This is a genomic window from Lentisphaerota bacterium (assembly GCA_016873675.1).
Classification (GTDB): domain Bacteria; phylum Verrucomicrobiota; class Kiritimatiellia; order RFP12; family JAAYNR01; genus VGWG01.
In genome coordinates this window covers 60,626-80,346 of record VGWG01000002.1, presented here as the reverse complement: position 1 = coordinate 80,346, position 19,721 = coordinate 60,626, and the positions used below count along the sequence as shown (strand labels likewise).

Here is a 19,721-nt window from a genome sequence, read left to right as displayed (position 1 = left end):
GTCTCCTTTTTACCACGCCGGGGGGGCGGGGGCGGGGCCGGCCGCGTCCAGATACACAAATGGTTTTCTGGCGCTTGCGCGATGTGCTTGCAACGGGGCGGGTATGTGGCTGTTATTCACGCCGAAACAAGCGGAACCCAAGAGAACGAACAACCAACCGCCCAACGATGAACCAGCTTGAAACATCCTGTTTTGTTGGTCTTTTACCGGTTTTCACTGTGTTTCCGGGGGGTTCTGGATTGTCGGCGGGACTCTCTTCGGATCAGAAGGTTGCAGGTTCAAATCCTGCCGGGCGCGCCACTCAATACCGAGGCTCCTGCACTCCAAGACACTGCCGCCCGGGCGCAGGCAACCTGGAGTGCGGTGGCAAGCGGTATCCCGCGCGACACCGCACTTTCATTTTTGAAATGCTCACCCCGACCGAGATAAACCACGAAGGACACGAAGATCACGAAGAAATCGTTTTTGTGACGCTGTTTCTCTGTCCCCTTCATTTCTATCCCGTCAGGGAATGAAGATTTCGGCGTTGACGAGCGTGATGTTGTTCTGCTTGGAGTTGCGCCCCTGGTGGCGCAGGATCTCAAACATACAGTCGGCCTTCTTCCCCGCCGCGACCGGCGCGGTGAACTCCACCGTCTGGAAGTCGAAGAGCTTGACCCCCGGCAGGCTGCTGCGGAAGTCCACATGGCCCGTAAATGCCCGCCGCACCTCGACCTCGATCGGCTTGGCCGTGTAGTTGCGAATCCGCTGCGTGAAGACCTCGCGGTCGTCCCAGCCGGCGACCGAGCTGTTGACCTCGATGTTCACCGCGCCGTCGTCCACCCGGCGGAACACGTTGGCGCCATGCACCTGCATCCAGATGTTGTCGCGGGAGGCCCGCAGCTTGATCAGTTCGAAGATCACCTCCGGGTCGGGACCCAGGTTGACCTCCACCTTGTCGCCGATAGGGATGTACTTCGTGGGCTGCTGCGCCAGGTACGAGAGGCCGTCGCGGCCGTTGAGGCGGAAGACGCGGATCACGCCATCCGGCAGCGGCGCGGAGCCGAGCTTGGACGGCACGTCATTCGTGAACAGGTACAGGCGCACCAGTTGGTCGCCGTACTGCGCGGGCCGGTAGCGGTACTGGACCTTGAACGGCACTTGCTGAGCCTCGATGGCCCGCAGCCGCTTGGACCAGCCGGTAGGAATCGTCTCCGAGCCGGGGATGCGGAAGATGAAGTACTCGGAGAGGCCCTCCTTGATGATCTTTTTTTCATCAGGCGCGGACATGGCAAAGCCGCCCGCAATCATCGGTGCCGCGCTGGGCCGCGGCATATTCATCGCATCCTTGGCCACCATGCGGCGAAGTTCCTCGCGTTTTGCGCCCTCAAGCTGGGCGACCTGATCCATCCGGATCTGCGCCAGTTGGGCGATCTTCTCGACCAGGTTGATTGTGCCCACCACCAGCCGCACCTGCGCCTGTTCGTAGTCCTCGCCGCTGTTGTTGGTCACCCGCACGAACCCCTCGAAGGCGAGGCTCTTCTCATCCGCATCGCTCGTCAGCAGGTAGTCGGCGCTCCAGGTGATGCCGCTGGTGAAGTAGGTGATCTCCACGGTGGCATCGCCGTCGAATTCGCTGACCACATTCCAGGAGAGCATCTGCGGCTTGTCATGTGGATAGGTGGTGTCCAGCAGGCTGAGCTTGTCGGCCTGGGACAAGAACCGGATCTCGACCGACGAGGGGTCGATCAGCGTGTTGGCCCACGAGAACTGCAGGCCGTTCAGCCCCTTCTTGAACGTGAGCGTGCGCATCTCCCGCACCAGCGTCAGGTCTTCGCTGTTGTAGATGGTCAACTGCACCGTGTCGCGGCGCGGCACGGTGGAGAGATCCACATTGCGGGCCGTGGCCAGGCGGGGCGCGGCGGAGACGAGCAGCAGCGCGGTCATCAGAAAAGCGGCGGATTGGCGTTTCATAAGATACCTCCAAGAGGCGCAGGGACGGCGCTCACCATTCGTTGTGGAAGAGGATGTGCAGTTTGCGGACCCGTTTCTCGGCCTTGCCGCTCGTGTCGCGCGCGGGGAGCGGAATATGGAACAGCACCTCTTCAAAGGTGGATTTCTCCTTGTCCACGCCGCCCTCGAGGTCGGTCGCGGGGAGGATTTCCCACTGGACATCGCGGCCGGTGTCGCCGACATTGGGGATTTCGCGCCGGACGTAGCGGAGGTTCTCCTTGATATCGAGCACAACCGGCTTGTCCTTGAAATTCTCGATCTCGTACTTGATGACGACCTCGTGGTCATAGAGGTTGCCCGCCACGCGGCGGCGCTCGCTCTTATCGATGGTGCGGGTGACCACGATGTCTTGCGCCACGCCGAGGTAGAGCCTCAGTTCATCATCCAGCGGCGTGAACCGGCCCCAGTCCTCGCCCAAGAAGGTGGCGGACATGGCCAGATCCCGTGGATCCTTGGGCTCGATAAAGATGCGCACCTTGCCGAATGGCAACGGCCCCGTGCCGAGGTTGTTGGCCTTGTCGTTCTTCAGGACATAGTGCATGGGGACGCGCAGCTTGTTCTGCGGGCGATCCAGATAGTCAAACTCCGCCGGATTGCAGGTATAGGTCTTGCGCACCGGCACCCGAGGAAACTTCTCGACCAGCATCTCCTTGGTCTCATTGATGCCCACCGGGCGGGTGAACGTCCTCCCCCACCCCGCCCAGAGGTTGGCACCCTTGTCGGCGGCAAAATTCGAAAGAAACTCCTCATTGGCCATGTTTTGCAGCCGCATGTACTGGCTGAGGACCAGCGTCCGCTCATCGTTGGCGGCAACGGCGCGGTAGTTGAAGCTCTTGGACAGGTTGCCCAGGATGTAGCTGATGCGCACGCGCGCCGCGCCGCTCTGGCTGGCCGACACCTGCCAGACCAGCGCCTGTTCACCCGGCGGATAGCTGACGGAAAGCACCTTGACGTCCATGCCGGCGTTGCGGACGCCCTCCGCCGGCCCGATCACGCGGAACACGATGGTCTGCGGATCGATGGCGGTATTGGCCCAGGAAAAATCCACCTGATTGGGCTCTTCGGCGTTGATGGTCTTGACCAGGGGGACCATGCGCTCTTCCTCAACGAGCGTGGCGTTGGGATGATCGAGCTGGATTTCCACCCGTTCGCGCAGCGGCAGGGTGATCAGCTTGATCCTGGCCGAAGCCGCAACCGGCCACAGCAGGACTGCGGCCGCAATCAGCGCGAGCCCGGCGGAAGACTGGAATAGGGAATGATTTCTCATGATTGAACTCCTCGTGTCACACGATGCCTCGTTCCTGATACGTCCCTCGCGGGGGGGTTATTGGAGCTGACGCTCATTATTCTACTCTCCATGGGAGACAGCATACGCCGCTCCGGCGGAATTGTCCATCTCCTGTTGCCGCATGCCCATCATGCCGCACGCTTTGTTTAGACGCGGGTGGCGCGGTTTTTGTTCCCGAATCTTTTCACTGCGTTTCCTTGACCGCTGCGAGGCGGGTGGTATACCCTACACCCGCACGCGCACCTATTCCATGAACAGCCTTTTTTCACACCTTTCTCGATCCCGCTTCATTCGGCTGGCGCCGCTTGTGGCGTTGCTGGGGTTTGCGGCCTGTCGGCCACGGACGCCGGTTGCGGAATCCGGGAGCGACGGCCGCACCCCGCGAATTGTCTCGCTCGCGCCGTCGCTGACCGAGATACTCTTCGCCATCGGGGCCGACGGTTGCGTCGTTGGCCGCACCGATGTCTGCAACTACCCGCCCGAGGCCGCAGCCGTGCCGGTGGTTGGCGGCTTTGGCAAACCCTCCATTGAGGCCCTGGCCGCTCAAAAGCCGACCCACATCTTGAGCGTGGATATCGAGGATCCGTCCCTGTCCCAGCTTTTCACTCGGATCGGCTGGAGCAGCGAGCGAATCCCCTGCGCGCGCCTCGACGACATTCCGGATGCGGTGCTGGCGGTCGGGCGCATTTCAGGCCGCACCAACGAGGCGGTCCACCTCGCGGACGAGATCCGCGCCGGCGTGGCGGCGCGTCGTCGCGATGCGGAAGGCCGCTCCGCCACGCCGCCATCGGTGCTCGTGCTTGTCTGGTGGGAGCCGCTGATGACGGTCGGTCGGCCTTCGTTCATCGCCGACCTGGTGACCCTCGCCGGCGGCCGCGTCATCACCTCCGAAATCGACCGGGACTATTTCGCCGTCTCCGAAGAATGGGTGTTGCGTCAGAATCCCGACGTCATCCTCTCTTTTGGCGCGGACCCCTCTGGCAAGACCCTCGGCCGTCTGCGCGGCATGACGGGCTGGCGGACGCTCCAAGCCATCAAGGACGGTCACGTCTACGACGCCTTCGACCCCGACATCGTCTGCCGGCCCGGTCCGCGCATTCTCGCTGCGGCCGATCAGATCCGCGCTGTCCTGACCGGTCAGCCGCCGCCCTGACGGGTTGCCAGCGGGTTTGAAAACTCAGCCGCCCCGCCGAGCTCGGCCTCGATCTCCAGGAGCCGGTTGTATTTGGCGGTCCGTTCGCCGCGGCAGACCGAGCCGGTTTTGATCTGGCCGCAGCCCATGGCCACGGCGAGATCGGCGATGAAGGTGTCCTCCGTCTCCCCCGAACGGTGCGAGATGATGGCACCCCAGCCGGCCTCGCGGCACAGGCGGACCGCCTCCAGTGTTTCGGTGACGGTGCCGATCTGATTGAGTTTAATGAGCACGGCATTGGACGCTCGTTCGCGGATGCCGCGGGCGATGAAGCGGGGGTTGGTGACGTAGAGATCATCGCCGACGATCTGCACGGCTCCGCCGATGGCGGCGGTCAGCGCGCGGAACCCCTCCCAGTCGTTCTCATCCAGCCCATCCTCGATCGAGACGATGGGAAACCGGGCGGTCCAGTCGCGGTAGAGGGCGATCATCCCGGCGCGGCTCAGGGTCCCCTGCCCCGACTTGGCCAGATGGTACGCCCCGTTCGAGGCGAAGGAACTGGCGGCGGGGTCGAGGGCGATCGCCGCATCGCGGCCCGGGGCATAGCCGGCGGCGGCGATGGCGGCGACGATCAACTCGCACGCCTCCTCGTTCGATTTCAGACTGGGCGCGAAGCCGCCCTCGTCGCCCACGCCGGTGGCGTACCCGTGGCGGAGCAGCAGCGTTTTCAGCGCATGGAAGACCTCGGCGCCGCAGCGGAGCGCCTCGGCGAAGGTTGGGGCGCCCACCGGCATCACCATGAACTCCTGGAAATCAACACAGGTGTCGGCGTGCTTGCCGCCGTTGAGAATATTCATCATCGGCACCGGCAGCCGCGCCGCCGCGCCGCCGCCCAGCCAGCGATAGAGGGGCTGGCCCGCCGCCAGCGCCGCCGCGCGGGCGACGGCCATTGAGACGCCGAGGATCGCGTTCGCGCCCAAACGGGCCTTGTTCGGCGTGCCGTCGCACGCGATCATCAGCCGGTCGATCTCCGCCTGGTCCGCGGCGCAACGTCCTTTGAGCAGCGGCGCCAGCACGGTATTGACAGCGCCGACCGCCTGTCGCACCCCCTTGCCGCCGTAGCGCGCCGGGTCGCCGTCGCGCAATTCCACCGCCTCGTTCACCCCCGTCGAGGCGCCCGAGGGCACGGCGGCCGCCGCCCGGGCGCCCCCTTGGAGCGTCACGCACACCCGCACCGTCGGATTGCCGCGCGAATCCAGGACCTCCAGGCCCTGGACCGAATGGATCGTCTCGCTCATGGTCACGCCCCCCTGCATGATAAAAGTGCTTTCATTGTATCACGTTCATCGACCGGGCGCGAGTCCGAACCGACAGTCCGAACCGCAGTCCGCCGGCCAATAATTGTGGCCAATAATTGTGGTTGCTTAACCAGGCCGCCTGCATTACAATGTTCACATGGTTGGGCCGTTGATAATGCTGATGCGTGGATGGATGCACAGGCCGATACGGTCACGGCGTTGCGGACAGGCGATGGTCGAATACATTATCGTATTTGTTTCGCTGTTCGCCGCGCTCAGCGCGTTGGCTGTGCTCATGTACGCGTTGCGGCAGCAATCAAACCGGGTTATGGACCTTGTTGGGTCCGACTACCCATGAACACACCACACCCGCCGACAGGCGGAAAGGAGCGCGTATGCGCATGTCCTCACGAAAAGGCCAGACGATGGTGGAGTATATCATCATTGTCGTCTTGATTGCCATCACCCTGATCGCGCTCTTCTCCAAGTTTGGCAAGGCCATTGGCAAGAAGACTGCGGGTGCGACATCAGCCTTGGATCAAGAAGTCGGTGGAGAGGCGGTGACCGCGTATGACTCCCTGAGTGATAATCCGGTACAGGACCTCAACGCTGACGGGACTGTTGGTTCGCCCTAGACGGGAGCGGATAACATGTCAAGGGGGGCCGAGAAGGCTGTTGGCGCATGTCGCCGCCGGTGCGGGCAGGCGATGGTGGAGTCGTGTGTGGCGCTTATTTTTATCTGCCTCCTCTTCTTTCTGTTTTTCCAACTCTGCCTGGGGTTCGCTTCGCGCGACGTTCTGGATCACGCCGCGGCGCGGGCGGCGCGGGCGCGGACGGTCGGTTTCAACCAGTGGATGGTGCACAAGGCGATGCGCGTGGCGGCGATCCCCAATGCGGGGAGACTGCTGGTGCCAAACGATATTGTTGTCGATGACGACCCCATTCTGAATGGCTCGTGGCGGTTGATGACCCCGGGCGAGGTCTGGGACATGGCGCTCACGTCCACGCCCACATCACCCAAGGTCGGAATCGAGCTGGCCCGTATTCCCGATTATCTCTATTCACCCTGGCAGGAGTGGGCCGAAGCCATTCTGGATTATGAGCGCTGGGACGACGTGTCGCTTTATTATACGGGCGTGTGGGACTCTGGCGTTTCCGCCACCATCCGTGCTCGCGTCCGCCAGCCGCTGGACATGCTCGTTTCCGTCGTTCGCGGCGGGGGCGGCATTCTGGACGGACGCGAGGCTGAGACCCTGAACTTGGAAGGGTCCGCCGATATCGAAAATCATTACTCGCTCTACCTCGATGATCAGGATTATTGACACCCATGTCTGCACAGCCGCCACCAGCCGCCGCCCGCCGAACCGGCCAGATCGCCATCTTTCTTCTGATGGCGCTCGTCGTGCTGGCCTTCATGGTGCTGTGGTCCGTTGACATCCGCCGCATCGTCTTCATGAAGGGCAAGAGTCAGGACGCGGGTGACGCCTCTGTTCTGGCCGCCGCCCGCTGGCAGGGGTCCACGCTCAATCTGATCGGCGAGGCCAACCTGCTGCGCGCACTCGCCATCAGCGCCGGAAATGATGCGGCCGACGACGCCCTCGCTAACATGCAGGCTCGCCTCTGCTTTACCGGTCCCATGGCCGGCTTCGCCGCCTCTCAGCAAGCCGCGAAACTCAACGGCGTCTATGCCAACTCCAACTACACGGAGGTCGTTCAGGATCACGCCAACACCGTGCGCGACTCGTACACCACTCTCATCGGCGGGGAGATGCTGTTTCCCGAACCCTATCTTGGCGCCTGGACGGACTACGCCGACATGCTCAAAGCAATCGCCGACGACGGCATCGCCGCCGGCCCGGACAATGCTCAATTGTTCACCGACGCTATCGGCGGGCACATCCTCCACGAGCGGGCGTTCTACGAAGCCGTCATCAGCAGGAATTGGTGCTGGTTTTACCACAACTACCCGGATCTCCTAACCAATTATACCGATCACACCTTCTGGGCGCCGCTTCCCGACACCACCACGCGCAACTTTGAGAACGCCGAATTCTTCCCCCTCCATCTAAACCGGGCGTCGTTCATTTTGGATCAGGTTGTCGACACCCCCTCCCTCTCGATCCTCGCCGCGCAAGCCGGTCTCGACCCCACGCTGATCACCACTCAGGCGACCCAAACCGCACAGTCGTGGTATGCCTACAACCCCGGCCGCTGGGGCACTTGGGCAACGATGAACCGGGAGGATCCCAACCGTTTCCCGATCACCGGACCGGTTCTGCCGCAGTATGATTACAGCGGCGCCGATGCCGTGGTCCGCGTCGAAACCGTCGTCTCCCGGCTGACCCCCGGTCTGGACGGCTCAAACCGCATCGACACCGTTCTGTGGACCGCCGCCGCCAAGCCCTTCGGCTATCTGGAGACCGACGGCGAGCGTATTCGCCCCGATGCCTGGTCACTCGTTTTGCCCGCCTACCACGATATCCGTCTCATTCCGATCGACGCCGCATCGGCTGGCAGTGACGGGTTTTTCGATATTGACTGGCGCCGCCACCTCATTGAACATCTGCCGATTTACGTCGCCACCGGCACAACCGAACCGGGGTGCGGGTATTGCGCGGCACTGACGATCTGGGAGGACGAGGCTTTCCGCTCTTTTGGCGCCGCGTGGCTCAGTACCAACAGCGCCGCGTGCACCGTCGTCCCACCCAACGGACCGGGACCCGGCAACCCGGGTGGAGGAACGCGCCGTGGACACTAAACCCCGTCAGGGACAGGCCTTCGTCGAGTTGATCATTGGGATCGTCGTCATCGTCATGATCCTCGCCGGCGGCATCCAGTTTTTTTACGTTTCCAACGCCCATCGGAGTCTGACCACGACTGTTCGCGGAGCGGTTGGCGAGCAGGCGCTGATAGGGAGTGGAACCATCGAGACTCCAGAGTATGTCTTCACCTGGGACGACGGGGCTGACGATATCCGCCACACGGATGACGACACCCCGATTACGGGGCCGCCGCAAACCCTCACCACCATCGCTGATCGTTCCGTCACCAACTCGGCGGATTGGGATCTCCTGGATCCGCTCTCGCGTGATGCCCCCATGCGTATGATGCATGAACCGTCAGAGCCGACCACCGAATTGGCCCTGATCAAATCGTCAACGCTTCCGGTAACTGTCGACGTCGACCCCGCCGTACGCACCTTCATCTTCGATCTGCCCACCGTCACCGTCCGGCACACCGTCTGGATGCCGCTTTTAGGAGGTCTCTACTGATGCGCCGGGCACGTCCGCTGTTGCTGGTGATTGCCGCTGCCGCCGCCGCCACGGCGCTGCTGGCCGATGTCTTCCGCACCCTCGGCGGCAGCGCCGCTGATCGCCTCTCCACCATCGGCGGAGAAGCGGTCTACCGGTCGGATGCCACAGTCAACGGCGAACCGGCCGAGATCACCGCCTTCGGGTTCTCCGGATCCCCGGCCGAGCGTGCCGCCGATTTGTCTCGCGCGCTCGGGATCGCCCCGCCGCAATCCGCCGCCGACGCGCTTTTGATCACGGGGGCGGCCGGATCGGATCTGCTTCACCTCCTCATACTCCCGGCGCACATTGACAAAACCCTCGCCATCCTGATCACCCAGAAGCCTCCGCGGACGCATCGCGCCACGGAACCGATCTGGCCCGACCTCCCGCGTCCGGCAAACGCGGAATTGACCTTCACCGCCACCCTCGCCGCCACCCGCGCCACCCTCGTCACGGCCACCGTCCCCAGCCACCCCGAAGCAGCCGCGCGAGAAATGAGCGGCCTGATGATCGCGGCCGGATGGGCACTTGCCGCTCCGCCGACCCGCTCGTTTGCGCTGTATCAGCGCCGTCAGGCCACCTGCGCCGTACTGTCGCAGCCAGACGACATCCCAGGCGTCACCCGCATTACGCTCTTGCAACGCATCGGGAAATCGCAGTAAACTCTCCCCGTCCCATTCAGCATCGGAACAGCCGCTATGAAACAAAAACTGATTTTGATCATCTCCGTCGTCATCGGCATCCTGGCCGCTCTGTTCACCAAGCAGTATCTCAACGCCAAGGACAGAGAGGTCGCCCGAATGATCGCCGACTTCAAGCGCTCCCAGCGGATGATCAATATCGTGGTGGTCAAGCGCGACCTCCCCGCAGGGACCGTGCTGCAACACACAGACCTCGGCGTAAGCGCCGTTCCGGAGAGCGCCGTCCGCGGGCATGCGGTTCTCAGCGAAGACGCGCAGTTCCTGTTCGGGCGCAAAACGATGCGCCTGCTCGAACATCTCTCCCCCATCTTCTGGAGTGACCTCGAAGGCGGCGCACCCGGCTCGCGCGGCATGGCCGACGACATCCCTAACCAGATGCGCGCCCTCTCGATCAACGTCAGCGGCTCCTCGTCGGTCAGCGGCATGGTCCGCCCCAATGACCGGGTCGACGTGCTCGGAACCTTCAGTTTTCCCTCTGCGCGCAATCCGCTCGAATTGGAATTGGTGACGCTCACCGTACTCCAAAACGTCACCATTCTCGCCACGGGCCGCGAAACCGCAAAAACCTTCAGTTCCGCCAGCCGGTCAGGATCCTACAGCACCGTCACCCTGTCCGTAACCCCCCGCGAGGCCGAGATGCTCGTCTTCGCCGAACAGATCAAGGGGCGACTCGTGCTGGCCCTGCGCAACTCCTCTGACGTCGCCGTCGAGAACGACCCCCCGCGCGTCAACTTCGATCACATTCAGGAGGCGATCAAGACGCTCAACATCGCCCGTCAGGAACTCCTGCACAAACGCACCCACTGACTCGTTCCGCCTGACCCATGACTTTCAAGCTCACCATTGTCCGCCCTGACCAGCCGCCGGCTGCTTTCGACCTCCAGCCCGGGGTCTACCTGATCGGTCGCGGCGAAGGGTGCGGCATCCGCCTCCGCTCTCCCGACGTCAGCGAGCGTCATGCCGTTCTGACGCTCTCTCCTGAAGGGTCGACCATCGAGGATCTCGATTCCAGCAACGGGACCCACCTCGACGGTGCCCTGCTCCACGGGTGCCGCCCCCTCACCTCGGCCACTCACTCCATCGTGGCCGGCCCCTACACCCTCTCCCTCACGCTTCCCGCCGTCGTGGCGGTTGGAGCGCCCCGCGCGCCCTTCCCGCCACCGCCACGCTTCCAGGCCCCGTCCGCCTCGACCATGCCTGAACCGATCACGAGCGCGCCCGCATCTCGCCCGGCTTCGCTCGCCGATCCACAGGCGGCGATCCGCCGCGAAGTCAAAAACCAGATTCACCGTGAAGTCCTGCAGCGGATCGACCTCAAACGGCTGACCAACTCGCGCGTCAACACCGAGGAGCTTCAAAAACGGACCCGCGAAACCCTCGACGCCATTATTCGCGAGATCCAGGAGAAACAGCGCCTCCCGACCGGTCTCGACCCCGCCCGGCTCGCCCGTGAGATTTACAACGAGGCCATGGGCTTCGGCCCATTGGATGATTTTTTGGAGGACGACTCCGTCACCGAAATCATGGTCAACGGCCCGCAGCAGATCTACGTCGAACGCGGCGGCAGGGTTGAATTGACGGGAGACACCTTCATGGATGACGCGTCGGTGCTGGCCATCATCGAAAGGATCGTCTCGCCGATCGGCCGACGCATCGACGAGAGCCAGCCCTATGTCGACGCCCGCCTTCCCGATGGCTCGCGCGTCAATGCGATCATCCACCCCCTCTCCCTCTCGGGCCCGTGCATCACCATTCGGAAATTTTCAAAAATCGCCTTTACCGATCAGGATCTCATCCGCTTCGGCTCGTGGAGTCAGCCGATGGTTGATCTGCTCCGCATCTGCGTCCTGCTGCGCAAGAACATCATTGTCTCCGGCGGCACCGGCTCGGGCAAGACGACGCTTCTCAACACACTCAGCGCCTTCATCCCGGAAGAGGACCGGATCATCACCGTTGAAGATGCGGCGGAACTGCGCCTCGTCCAGCCTCACGTGGTTCGGCTCGAGTCGCGACCGCCGAACATCGAGGGCCGTGGCGCGGTTATCATCCGAGACCTGGTCCGCAACGCCCTGCGCATGAGGCCCGACCGGATCATCGTGGGCGAATGTCGCGGCGGCGAGGCGCTCGACATGCTCCAGGCGATGAACACGGGGCATGACGGCTCGCTCACCACGGTGCATGCCAACTCGCCGCGCGACGTGATCTCGCGTCTCGAGACCCTTGTGCTCATGGCGGGCATGGATCTCCCCTCGCGCGCCATCCGTGAACAAATCGCCTCGGCGGTCGATGTTATCGTCCAGATCTCGCGCATGAGTGACGGCAGCCGCAAAGTCACCTCCATCACCGAAGTCGTCGGCCTCGAGGGCGCCCAGATCGTCATGCAGGAAATCTTTGCCTTCAGCCAGACGGGGATCGACGGTGACGGCAAGGTCATCGGCCGTCACCGACCGACCGGATCGGTTCCCACCTTCTTCGAGCAGCTCAAGGCGCGCGGCCTGAAGCTCGACCCGGCGATTTTCCAACCGGACGCCCGCGGCGGGGGTGAGTCATGAGCGAAACGACCCTGCTGGCCATCGCTGGTTGCGGGCTTTTTGCCCTGAGTTTTGGCGGGCTCGCGTTTGTTTTGCTCCGGGCCTTCGGCACCGGCGCGCAGGTCTATTCGGGCACCTATTCCGAACAAACCGCCCGCAAGTTCGAGGATCTTTTCCTCTTTATCCCGCCGCGCCGCCTGAGCGAGATCGGCTGGGCCTGCGCCACGGCTGTCTTTGTTCTCATCAACGCCGCCTTCTTCAACCCGGCCAACATCCCGATGACACTTCTGGGGCTGGCGTTCGGGCTATCCGGTGGCTTGGCCGCGCTTTTCGCGCCGAATCATCTGCTCGTCATCTTGCGCGCGCGCCGTCGCCGCCGGTTCAACGTCCAGCTCGTCGACGCCCTCTCCCACATGAGCAACGCCCTTCGCGCCGGTTTCAGCATCAACCAGTCCTTCGAAACCGTGGTTCAGAATGGCGAGAACCCGATTGCCCAGGAGTTCGAGGTGATGCAGCAGCAGATCCGACTCGGCATGGGGTTCAACGAGGCGATGCAGAGCATGGAACAGCGGGTGGGCAGTGAAGACCTCAATCTGGTCATCACCACCATCGACATCGCCCGCAAGACGGGCGGCAACCTCACCGAGGTCTTTGACCGCATCGCCCTGACCATCCGCGAGCGGATGCGCATCGAGAACCGCGTCCGCACCCTCACCGCCCAGGGCCGCCTGCAGGGGATCATCGTCGGCACCATGCCCATCGCGCTCGCGATCATCCTGACGGTCATCAAGCCGGGAATGATGCTTCCCTTCTACCAATCCCGCGGCGGCATCATCAGCATCGTTGCCGTCATCATCATGCTCGTCTGCGGCGGCCTGCTCATCCGCAAGATCATCCGGATTGACGTGTAAGGGCGTGGCCTTGCTCATGTCCGTGATTGACGCGCCCTGCGCAAGCCTTTATTATACACGTCATTCGTTTTCAGCGTGAGCGGCGGTCATAGGCATGATCCCCGGCGCGAGAGGAGTTTGAATCCACGTGTTAGCACTTGAGATGCTGCGCCACAGCACGGCGCATGTAATGGCGGCGGCGGTCGGCAGACTGTTCGGCCCGGTGTTGTTCGACATCGGCCCGGCGACGGACGACGGCTTTTATTATGACTTCGATCTGGCTCACCGGTTGACGCCCGATGATTTCCCCGCGATCGAGGCGGAAATGGCGAAGCTGGTTCGCGAAAACATTCCCTTCGAGCGACTGGAGGTATCCCGCAGCGAGGCGGTGGCCCTGCTGGCCGGTCAGACCTACAAGCTCGAACGCTTGGCCGACATTCCGGCTGGCGAGACGATTTCGCTCTACCGTTGCGGCGAGTTCCTGGATCTCTGTCGCGGCCCGCATGCGGCCCGCACGGGCGAACTGGGTGCCTTCAAGATCCTCTCGGTCGCGGGCTCTTACTATCGCGGCAAAGAGACCAACCCGATGTTGCAGCGGCTCTACGGAATGACGGCTGCGACGCAGGCTGATCTGGACGCCGAGCTCGCTCGCATCGAGGAGGCCAAGAAGCGCGACCATCGCCGCCTCGGCCGCGAACTGGATCTGTACAGCATCAGCGAAGACGTCGGCCCCGGGCTGGCCCACTGGCATCCCAAGGGGGGTCGGATCCGCGTGGCGATCGAGGACTTCTGGCGCCGCGAGCATTTCCGCGCCGGTTACGAGATGGTCTTCACGCCGCATGTCGGCCGGGCCAAACTGTGGGACACATCGGGGCACCTCGGTTTTTACCGTGACAGCATGTTTCCGAGCATGTCGATTACCGAAGACGAGGGCGGCAAGGACGAGTCGGTCGAGCCGTACTTTGTCAGGCCCATGAACTGCCCCTTCCACATCCAGATCTACAAGACCCGGCGCTACTCCTACCGCGACCTGCCCCTGCGCTGGGCCGAGCTCGGCACCGTCTATCGCTTTGAGAAGGAGGGCGTCCGCCACGGCCTGTTGCGCGTGCGCGGCTTCACCCAGGACGACGCGCACATCTTCTGCACGCCGGATCAGATCGAGGGCGAAGTGCGGCGCACCGTCGTGTTTGCCCTGGGCATTTTACGCAAGTTCGGATTCACCGATATCACGGCATTCCTCTCCACGCGCCCGGAGAAGGCGGTCGGCCTCCCCGAACGGTGGGAGCAGGCCACTCGTTCGCTGGAAAACGCCCTTCAGGCTGAAAATCTGTCCTACACGGTGGACGCGGGCGGCGGCGCCTTCTACGGGCCGAAGATCGATTTGAAGATTCGCGACGCCTTGGGGCGGCCCTGGCAGCTCGGCACCGTGCAATTCGACTTCAACCTGCCCGAACGGTTCGACCTCACCTACATCGGCGAGGACGGCAAGGAGCACCAGCCCTACATGGTGCACCGGGCGCTGCTGGGCAGCCTCGAGCGCTTCTTCGGCATCCTGATCGAGCACTATGCGGGCGCATTCCCGCTCTGGCTGGCTCCTGAGCAGGTGCGGATGCTGCCGATCACTGATAAGCAGTTGGATTTCGCGAACGACGTGGCCGCCCGTCTGCGCGCCGCCGACATTCGCGTGACGGTGGATGCGAACTCCGAGAAGATCGGAGCCAAGATCCGCCGCGCCCAAATGGACAAGGTGCCCATCATGGCGGTTGTTGGCGGCCGTGAAGCGGAGGCTGGAGCCGTCGCGGTGCGCCGCCGCGAGGGTGGCGACCAGGGTGCGATGCCCGTGGCCGCCTTCATCGATCTGATCCGCAGCGAACTCAACGCCTAAACCCACGCGGGAAATACCCGCACAACATCAGGAGGTCCGTTATCGCCTCGTTTATCAGAACCAACTTCAAAATCCGCGTGCCCAATGTGCGCCTCGTCGGCCCCAATGGCGAGATGCTGGGCGTCGTTCAGACGCGCGAAGCGCAGCGACTTGCGGACCAGCAAGGGATGGATCTTGTTGAAATCTCTCCCAACGCCGAACCGCCCGTGTGCAAGATCATGGATTTCGGCAAGTTCCGCTACGAGGAGAGCATCCGGCAGAAGCAGGGACGCAAGAACGCCACCCGCGTGCAGATCAAGGAAGTGAAGTTTCACTCCGGCGTGGAGGACAACGATCTTCAAACCAAGCTGCGGCACATTCGCGATTTTCTCGGCGACGGGCACAAGGTCAAGGTCACCCTCCAGTACCGCGGTCGTGAGAACGCGCACAAGGAACTCGGCGTGCTGGTCGTGCAACGGGTGATCAAGGCGGTTGATGATATCGCCATGCTGGAGCAGCAACCGCGCCTGCTGGGCCGCGTCTTGGGCTGCATGCTGGTGCCGCGTCCGGCGAAACCCGCATCGGGAAAATCCGCGCAACCGGCCGCGCCCAAGCCACCCCGGCCCGCGCCCGCCGCCGCGCCGGCGACCCCGAAGCCTCTGCCTGAGCCGAAGGTTGACGCGGCCCCGGAAGTCGTCCCGGCGCCAGCCCCATCCACACCCAGCGAGACGCCGCAGGCGTGACGCGATTATGGCCGAAACGCAAGTGACGGCAGGGTCGGGACGTTTCGCCGAAACGTCCCGGCCCGAGTTCCCCCCATTCAACAGGAGTATTGGCTATGGCTGTAAAAAAAGTAGGCATTCTCACCGCCGGGGGCCTGGCTCCCTGCCTGAGTTCGACAATCGGTTTCTTGATTGAACGCTACACACAGGTCGCGCCTGATGTGGAAATCATCGGCTACATCAACGGCTATATGGGGCTGCTCAAAGGCGAGAGCCTCGCCGTCACGCCTGATGTGCGCAAAAACGCCCGCGTGTTGACTGAGCACGGCGGCAGTCCGCTCGGAAACAGCCGGGTGAAACTGACCAATGTCAAAGATTGCATCAAGCGCGGCCTGGTGAAGACGGGACAGGATCCGCAGCAGGTCGCGGCCGACCAACTTGTGAAAGATGGCGTGGATGTGCTGCATACCATCGGCGGTGACGACACCAACACGGCTGCGGCTGATCTTGCCGCCTACCTCGCGCGGCACCAGTACGGCTTGACTGTGGTCGGCCTGCCCAAGACGATTGACAACGACGTGTACCCGATTCGGCAGAGCCTGGGTGCCTGGACGGCTGCAGAAGAGGGCGCGCGTTTTTTCGCCAACGTCGTCAAGGAGAACACCGCCAACCCACGCATGCTCATCATCCATGAGGTCATGGGGCGCAATTGCGGCTGGCTCACGGCCGCAACCGCGGCGGCCTACCGCACGCTGACGGAAGGATTCCACTACCTTCCCGCGTTCGGTCTGTCACGCGCTCGCGAGGAAGTTCACGCCGTCTACGTCCCCGAAATGGCCTTTGACGCGAAAGCCGAAGCGGCCCGTCTGCGCACGGTGATGGACCGGCACGACTGCGTGAACATCTTCGTCTCAGAAGGGGCGTGCGTCGAGGCGATCATCGCCGAGCTGGAAGCCAAGGGCGAAGAAGTGCCCCGCGACGCTTTCGGTCATCCGCGGCTCGACAAGGTAAACGTGGGCGGCTGGTTTGCCAAGCAGTTTGGCGACATGCTCGGCGCGGAAAAGACGATGGTTCAGAAGAGCGGCTACTTCAGCCGAGCCGCCGCGCCGAACGCCGCCGACCTTGAATTGATCAAGCGTTGTGCCTATCAGGCGGTCGATTGCGCCTTGAACGGATTGGGGGGCGTGGTCGGCGAGGACGAAGACCGAGGTGGCGAACTCCGCGCCTGCGAGTTCCACAGGATCAAGGGCGGCAAGCCGTTTGACATCGCCACGCCCTGGTTCCGCGCGCTTCTGGCCGCCATTGGCCAGCCCGCCGGCGCCACGGTCGCGGTGAAACACTGACACCCCCATGCGCCCCTTTACACACGACGAGACTATTCGCGTTCGCTATGGCGAGACCGATCAGATGGGCGTCGTCTGGCATGGCGCCTACATCGCCTACTTCGAGGTTGCGCGAACCGGAGCGCTCCGCGCCCTCGGCCATTCGTACCGGGACATTGAAGAGACGGGCGTGATGATGCCCGTGGTCGAGGCGGGCATCATCTATCACCATCCGGCGCGGTACGATGACGTGCTGACCGTCCGCGTGGAGATCCGCGACCGGCCGACCGCTCGCATGCGCTTCAATTACACGATCCTCGGACAGGACGGAGCTCAGCTCGCGACCGGGTTCACCGTGCTGGCCTTCATGGATCGCGACACGCGCCGTCCCTGCAAGCCGCCCGCCTTCCTCCGCACGCTGTTCTGAGCCGGTGCCGACCATCAGAAGCCAAAGTCTTCGTTCACATCCGACAAGCCGAAGCGATTTTCAACGCCGATCAGCCTGAGTACCAGTCCAATCTTGAAATTCGGATCGCTGGTCACGCCGGCGACGTCGGTCCAGCCCGGCTCATAGCCGGTCCGGAGCTGGAACGCGAGACAGTCCAGACTGTACTCGACATACCCAGAGATCTCCTGCAGCCGCCCCAGCTCGCATTCGTAGCGGACGTCGGTGCCGACCGACCACACGGTGTTGAAGATGTGTTTGACGCCGCCGTAGAGGACATGCGCGGTCGGCTCCCGGGCCCATATTCCAAACGGGTCGATCGCCAGGCTCTTGCGAAAGAGTTGTCCGCCGCTCAATTCCCAGTTGTGTGTGCGCCAGAAAAGCGCATTATCGGCCAGACGCAGCTCGTGGTCTTGGGCATCCACCTCGACCTCTGAGCGGAACCGGAGGTTCTTCCTCGGGGTCACCTGAAGCAGACCGCCAACGATCTGCATGCCCTGAGGCTCGCCCTCGGTGCCGAGCGAGTAGGCCGAGTAGAGGTCCGACTCGACAACCGTCCGGTTCAGCCCATCGGGATCGCGCTCCTGCAAGGCGTTGCGCACGCCAAAGCGGACGCCATGCCATTGCCGTGACGACGGCAGCCCGTCAAATCCGAACAGGTCCCGCCATTCGCGCACTGCGTCATAACGGTCGAACCGATACGGTTCGCCGTCCTCCAGCGATTGCGGGCGAGGCATCCAACTGTAGTCCAGATACGGCTCGACCACATGCCGGTAGATCCCGAGCGTGCCCGTGCCCTTCACCGACGCCTCGGCCCCCAGCTCAAAAAGATTGCGCACCCCCCCAGCATCCGAGACCTGTGACTGGTTGTAATAGGTTCCGTGGTAGCGGGCTCTCGGCACGACCCGCACCAGATCCTCAACCCAGAACGGAAGCGAGAGGCGTTGGGCGGTGTCGGCACGGAACGTGGCGTACTCGGGCGGCCTCGGCCCCACCATGATCGGATCGCGAGGCGACGTCTGCCTCCGCAGATAGCCGGCGCGGGTCTGCGACTCGTAATAGAGTCCGGGGAACAGCAGCTGCGGCATGATGTTCAGCCAAGCCTCGGGCAGGCGCTGCACGCCGTCGTAGAAATCATCCAACGGTCCTGAGACTGTCACGCCGCCTGCGCCATCGGCTTCGCGATGCGTATAGGACAGCGCGTTGTCCGGCTGGACGGAACGCCGGTGTTCCGACGGGAAGAATGTTTTCAGCATCTCAGCGTCACTCAGCAGCTGGCCTTTCACGAAGACGCGATCCTTATCCGTCAGATCGGCCTCATGTTCCACGGCGATGCGGTAACGATCATTATCGGTAAACGTCGTGGGGAAGGCGCGCCGTTCATCGGGATCGCGGTCATCGGCATAATAGAGCTCGATCTGGCCTTTGCCGAGCGCGCCCCAGTCCCACGTGAAATCATGACCAAGGCCCAATCCCCGCTTGCTTCGGTAGTCAAACCGTGCCTGCCCCGTCACATCCACGCCATCCGGGGCGCTCAGATAGGGATACACATAGCGGCCGAGGGCAAACACGCCCCAATCCGAAGTATATCCCGGCATGAGCCGCACACCATAGTGCGAGTCGAGGTCGCGGTACCAATACGGGACATAGGCGATCGGCACGCCCATGAACCAGACCGATCCGTGCCGGGCGGACAAGTAGCGATTGGGCTGATAGCTGACATTCCCGGTCGCCAGATGCCAGTGCCAGAAACCCGGCGCATTCGTGCAGGTGGTCATCTTGACCTCGCGAAACACGACCGTGCCGTCGGGCTGCCGCTCGCTGCTTTCAGCCAGAACGGTGAAACGGCCGGCCTTGACCTGGCTGGCGTCGGTGAGGCCCGCGCCGGTCCGGTGGTTGAAGACCATCCGCTCGCCCGTCCACTCGCCGAAGCCGGGGCGCACCATCCGGACATGACCGACGGCCTGCACATCGCCCGTCCGTTGATTGAGGCTGATCTGGTCGGCACGGACCACCACTGAAGAATTGCTGATCACCACATCGCCGATGCCGGTCCAGACGCCCGTTTGGTTGTCCAGATCGTGCTTCAGCGCCGTCACGGTGACCGGTTCATCCGGATTGAAGACTCCGAGGTTTCTGGCTGCTTCATTCATCCGATGCTGTGCCCGGACGCTCCCGACCGCAACCCATGCAAGCAGAATGATTGCCGCAATCGTTTTTTTCATAAGGCTTCCCCACACACC

The 19,721-nt window shown here is 63.1% G+C and carries 18 protein-coding genes; 13 read left to right on the top strand and 5 right to left on the bottom strand.

All coding sequences use genetic code 11. From position 1 onward, the window contains the following. Positions 1–278: 278 nt before the first annotated feature. The 3 genes from FJ222_00700 to FJ222_00690 are packed head-to-tail and all read right to left on the bottom strand — an operon-like array spanning position 279 to position 3,259. Positions 279–494: a hypothetical protein gene (locus tag FJ222_00700; GenBank protein ID MBM4162958.1), complete on the bottom strand. Its 216-nt coding sequence runs from the start codon at positions 492–494 to the stop codon at positions 279–281. A gap of 10 nt (positions 495–504) precedes the next feature. Continuing rightward, on the bottom strand, positions 505–1,953 hold the full coding sequence (locus tag FJ222_00695; GenBank protein MBM4162957.1) for a DUF4139 domain-containing protein: 1,449 nt from the start codon (positions 1,951–1,953) through the stop codon (positions 505–507). 31 nt (positions 1,954–1,984) lie between these two features. Beyond that, entirely contained in the window at positions 1,985–3,259 is a 1,275-nt protein-coding gene (locus FJ222_00690) for a hypothetical protein (protein MBM4162956.1), read from the bottom strand. A 142-nt stretch (positions 3,260–3,401) separates the two neighbouring features. Here FJ222_00690 and FJ222_00685 point away from each other — a divergent pair, with 142 nt between their 5' ends. Next, positions 3,402–4,433, top strand: a complete 1,032-nt coding sequence (locus tag FJ222_00685) for a hypothetical protein (GenBank protein MBM4162955.1) — start codon at positions 3,402–3,404, stop codon at positions 4,431–4,433. Here FJ222_00685 and FJ222_00680 read toward each other — a convergent pair. Beyond that, positions 4,418–5,710: a phosphopyruvate hydratase gene (locus FJ222_00680; GenBank protein ID MBM4162954.1), complete on the bottom strand. Its 1,293-nt coding sequence runs from the start codon at positions 5,708–5,710 to the stop codon at positions 4,418–4,420. The two genes, FJ222_00685 and FJ222_00680, sit on opposite strands and share 16 nt — an antisense overlap. A 401-nt stretch (positions 5,711–6,111) precedes the next feature. On the opposite strand from FJ222_00680, the gene FJ222_00675 reads away from it, so the two are divergent. The 12 genes from FJ222_00675 (at position 6,112) to FJ222_00620 (ending at position 17,460) form a co-directional block, all read left to right on the top strand. After that, positions 6,112–6,345 (top strand): hypothetical protein, encoded by a 234-nt coding sequence (locus FJ222_00675; protein ID MBM4162953.1) that lies wholly within the window; start codon positions 6,112–6,114, stop codon positions 6,343–6,345. A gap of 15 nt (positions 6,346–6,360) precedes the next feature. Further along, entirely contained in the window at positions 6,361–7,032 is a 672-nt protein-coding gene (locus FJ222_00670) for a hypothetical protein (GenBank protein ID MBM4162952.1), read from the top strand. 5 nt (positions 7,033–7,037) lie between these two features. After that, positions 7,038–8,468: a hypothetical protein gene (locus tag FJ222_00665; protein ID MBM4162951.1), complete on the top strand. Its 1,431-nt coding sequence runs from the start codon at positions 7,038–7,040 to the stop codon at positions 8,466–8,468. Next, the gene (locus FJ222_00660) at positions 8,458–8,982 is read left to right on the top strand and encodes a hypothetical protein (protein MBM4162950.1); all 525 of its coding nucleotides are present in this window, start codon (positions 8,458–8,460) and stop codon (positions 8,980–8,982) included. Before FJ222_00665 ends, FJ222_00660 begins: the two co-directional genes overlap by 11 nt. Continuing rightward, positions 8,982–9,665 (top strand): hypothetical protein, encoded by a 684-nt coding sequence (locus FJ222_00655; GenBank protein ID MBM4162949.1) that lies wholly within the window; start codon positions 8,982–8,984, stop codon positions 9,663–9,665. The genes FJ222_00660 and FJ222_00655 overlap by 1 nt, the downstream gene beginning before the upstream one ends. A gap of 36 nt (positions 9,666–9,701) precedes the next feature. Further along, positions 9,702–10,511, top strand: a complete 810-nt coding sequence (gene cpaB, locus FJ222_00650) for a Flp pilus assembly protein CpaB (GenBank protein MBM4162948.1) — start codon at positions 9,702–9,704, stop codon at positions 10,509–10,511. 17 nt (positions 10,512–10,528) lie between these two features. Then, entirely contained in the window at positions 10,529–12,256 is a 1,728-nt protein-coding gene (locus tag FJ222_00645; protein ID MBM4162947.1) for an FHA domain-containing protein, read from the top strand. Next, positions 12,253–13,146 (top strand): hypothetical protein, encoded by an 894-nt coding sequence (locus FJ222_00640; protein ID MBM4162946.1) that lies wholly within the window; start codon positions 12,253–12,255, stop codon positions 13,144–13,146. The genes FJ222_00645 and FJ222_00640 overlap by 4 nt, the downstream gene beginning before the upstream one ends. Before the next feature lie 142 nt (positions 13,147–13,288). Further along, entirely contained in the window at positions 13,289–15,010 is a 1,722-nt protein-coding gene (locus FJ222_00635) for a threonine--tRNA ligase (protein ID MBM4162945.1), read from the top strand. 77 nt (positions 15,011–15,087) lie between these two features. Then, a complete protein-coding gene (gene infC / locus FJ222_00630) occupies positions 15,088–15,732 on the top strand; it encodes a translation initiation factor IF-3 (protein MBM4162944.1) in 645 nt (214 codons plus the stop codon). 95 nt (positions 15,733–15,827) lie between these two features. Further along, on the top strand, positions 15,828–17,054 hold the full coding sequence (locus tag FJ222_00625; protein ID MBM4162943.1) for a pyrophosphate--fructose-6-phosphate 1-phosphotransferase: 1,227 nt from the start codon (positions 15,828–15,830) through the stop codon (positions 17,052–17,054). Between the two features lie 7 nt (positions 17,055–17,061). Further along, entirely contained in the window at positions 17,062–17,460 is a 399-nt protein-coding gene (locus tag FJ222_00620) for an acyl-CoA thioesterase (GenBank protein ID MBM4162942.1), read from the top strand. Positions 17,461–17,474: 14 nt separating this feature from the next. Here FJ222_00620 and FJ222_00615 read toward each other — a convergent pair whose 3' ends face one another. Beyond that, the gene (locus FJ222_00615) at positions 17,475–19,703 is read right to left on the bottom strand and encodes an LPS-assembly protein LptD (protein MBM4162941.1); all 2,229 of its coding nucleotides are present in this window, start codon (positions 19,701–19,703) and stop codon (positions 17,475–17,477) included. Positions 19,704–19,721 lie beyond the last annotated feature (18 nt).

Coding starts and splice junctions, on each gene's coding strand:
- FJ222_00700 (MBM4162958.1), bottom strand. CDS start 494: ATGAAGGGGACAGAGAAACAGCGTCACAAAAACGATTTCTTCGTGATC.
- FJ222_00695 (MBM4162957.1), bottom strand. CDS start 1,953: ATGAAACGCCAATCCGCCGCTTTTCTGATGACCGCGCTGCTGCTCGTC.
- FJ222_00690 (MBM4162956.1), bottom strand. CDS start 3,259: ATGAGAAATCATTCCCTATTCCAGTCTTCCGCCGGGCTCGCGCTGATT.
- FJ222_00685 (MBM4162955.1), top strand. CDS start 3,402: ATGCCCATCATGCCGCACGCTTTGTTTAGACGCGGGTGGCGCGGTTTT.
- FJ222_00680 (MBM4162954.1), bottom strand. CDS start 5,710: ATGAGCGAGACGATCCATTCGGTCCAGGGCCTGGAGGTCCTGGATTCG.
- FJ222_00675 (MBM4162953.1), top strand. CDS start 6,112: ATGTCCTCACGAAAAGGCCAGACGATGGTGGAGTATATCATCATTGTC.
- FJ222_00670 (MBM4162952.1), top strand. CDS start 6,361: ATGTCAAGGGGGGCCGAGAAGGCTGTTGGCGCATGTCGCCGCCGGTGC.
- FJ222_00665 (MBM4162951.1), top strand. CDS start 7,038: ATGTCTGCACAGCCGCCACCAGCCGCCGCCCGCCGAACCGGCCAGATC.
- FJ222_00655 (MBM4162949.1), top strand. CDS start 8,982: ATGCGCCGGGCACGTCCGCTGTTGCTGGTGATTGCCGCTGCCGCCGCC.
- cpaB (MBM4162948.1), top strand. CDS start 9,702: ATGAAACAAAAACTGATTTTGATCATCTCCGTCGTCATCGGCATCCTG.
- FJ222_00645 (MBM4162947.1), top strand. CDS start 10,529: ATGACTTTCAAGCTCACCATTGTCCGCCCTGACCAGCCGCCGGCTGCT.
- FJ222_00640 (MBM4162946.1), top strand. CDS start 12,253: ATGAGCGAAACGACCCTGCTGGCCATCGCTGGTTGCGGGCTTTTTGCC.
- FJ222_00635 (MBM4162945.1), top strand. CDS start 13,289: ATGCTGCGCCACAGCACGGCGCATGTAATGGCGGCGGCGGTCGGCAGA.
- FJ222_00625 (MBM4162943.1), top strand. CDS start 15,828: ATGGCTGTAAAAAAAGTAGGCATTCTCACCGCCGGGGGCCTGGCTCCC.
- FJ222_00620 (MBM4162942.1), top strand. CDS start 17,062: ATGCGCCCCTTTACACACGACGAGACTATTCGCGTTCGCTATGGCGAG.
- FJ222_00615 (MBM4162941.1), bottom strand. CDS start 19,703: ATGAAAAAAACGATTGCGGCAATCATTCTGCTTGCATGGGTTGCGGTC.